This is a genomic window from Haloquadratum walsbyi J07HQW2, from assembly GCF_000415985.1.
In the GTDB taxonomy this organism is placed as follows: Archaea; Halobacteriota; Halobacteria; order Halobacteriales; family Haloferacaceae; genus Haloquadratum; species Haloquadratum walsbyi_B.
In genome coordinates this window covers 1947673-1949438 of record NZ_KE356561.1, presented here as the reverse complement: position 1 = coordinate 1949438, position 1766 = coordinate 1947673, and the positions used below count along the sequence as shown (strand labels likewise).

2 protein-coding genes are annotated in these 1766 nt (G+C 48.5%); one reads left to right on the top strand and one right to left on the bottom strand.

Features of this window, described 5'->3' with window-relative positions; genetic code table 11:
• The first annotated feature begins 514 nt into the window (after positions 1 to 514).
• Complete coding sequence (locus J07HQW2_RS09080; RefSeq protein ID WP_021055165.1) at positions 515 to 1027, top strand: metal-dependent hydrolase; 513 nt, start codon at positions 515 to 517, stop codon at positions 1025 to 1027.
• Between the two features lie 397 nt (positions 1028 to 1424).
• Here J07HQW2_RS09080 and J07HQW2_RS09075 read toward each other — a convergent pair whose 3' ends face one another.
• Positions 1425 to 1619, bottom strand: a complete 195-nt coding sequence (locus tag J07HQW2_RS09075; RefSeq protein ID WP_303704038.1) for a hypothetical protein — start codon at positions 1617 to 1619, stop codon at positions 1425 to 1427.
• Positions 1620 to 1766: the final 147 nt, after the last annotated feature.

The following is a 1766-nucleotide window of genomic DNA, read 5'->3' as shown; positions in this document are numbered from 1 at the left end:
GATATCGTCCACTTCGAACAGGCTGGTCAGGCAAAACGCCCGTTTGTCCCATACGGTACCATTGAGCTTCGTCTCGAAATCTCGACGCCGCGCCCGAGTGATGATCCTGCGCCGGTCTGAGCTATCCACCACGTGATACTGATAGAATGAACCAGAATCCTCGGACGAGTCTGATCAGATGGTCGTTGAGATGAAAAACACGAGTAGGCGACTATCCCAAAGCGATTCCGTGAGCACCTCGGCGAGTGCCGCATTTGAAGCCGAAAGAACGATTCCGTCTACTTCGGCTCAGCGAACACCTGGTGAACTGCCTTGGAATCAACCCGAGGCACTCGCCCTATACACTCTGTAGATTGACAAGCTAGATTCCCCAGCTCAGTTACTTCACGAACTCTCCAAACAAGAACCGTGATCGCTACAATATGGGATGGAAAATATCTAATGACGATAATATCCATTTCAGCCGGTGAACCGTTCCGACACACAATTCAATACAAGCCTCCATTATTCACATATGAGTCCACTGGAACACGCCCTCGCTGCCCTCATCCCGGTGACAATATACATATTACTTCGCCGCCGCCGATTGCCGTCAAAGACGATACTGTCAGTCGTTTGTTTCGGGAGCGTGTTTCCAGATCTCGTCGATAAGCCAGTTTCATATGCGAATCTTACCCCGTGGGGACGTGTCTTCATGCATTCACTTCCATTCGCGATTCCTGTAGTTTTGCTGGTGCTTGTATACGCTCTCATGACGAATCGACTCCATCTCGGGGCTGGATTCAGTGTTGGGTATCTGCTTCATCTCTTCGGCGATTGGCACACCCGCCTCTTGAATGGAGATATCCCACCAGATCTGTTTTGGCCACTCACATCCGTCCCGACTCACCCCGGTCCTGCCCATTGGTGGGGACCAGATAATGTCAATATTATCTGGTGGAGTATATTTTCACTCACTATCCTCGGTATTGTCGCCATCAGAATGGGTGTGGATGTTTCATCACAGATGAATCGCTCATCGTCATGAGATTGCCTCCAGATAACAAATACAGATATAATATAATCTAGCGTCTATCAATCTCTCATCTTTTTTTTCTACACAGCTCTTAGGTAACTTCGATGCACCGATCGGAGACATACTGCTTATTATCTACTTATCTATCATATATCGCCCACCACACACGATCAATCAACACTCTGGATCCCAGTGAATTCGTACTATTCTCCGTAGCCGATTGTAGACGCTAACACCCTCTATTGAGTGATGAAGCGTATATTCATGACTGAGACGTTGGGGAGTGCAGGGATAGCTCACACCATAGACCATGTGTGGCACAGACTGTCAAAATTGTTTTATTGAGAGATGATCACATACAGTAATATGAGCGATTCTGATGACCCACCACGATGTGAGTGCGGGCGGATTATTCAACGCGGGCTCTCAGCATCTGCACAGTGCACCCACTGTCAGCGCGGGGACAAACCAATGCCGGGACGACATCAGTCATCCACGTCACAATCTCAGGATTCTTCGTAGTTCCAATTCCAGTTTCGGTCTTGATGCCGGTCTCGGTGATCATAGACAACGCCTGATTGAGCCGTCGGCGATTACTTCGCACCACTTCCGAGACGTGTACTCAGCGATAATATCCGATGACCGCTGCTCTGTATTAATCCGTTTATACAGATACTGTCGCCTGCGTGTGTACTGACTCTGATGAATATAATACACGATACAACACCTATCCCCGAGTACAGCTACTCGT

What these genes read in the sequence shown, in the direction of transcription:
- J07HQW2_RS09080 (WP_021055165.1), top strand. Translation starts at nt 515, where the DNA reads ATGAGTCCACTGGAACACGCCCTCGCTGCCCTCATCCCGGTGACAATA.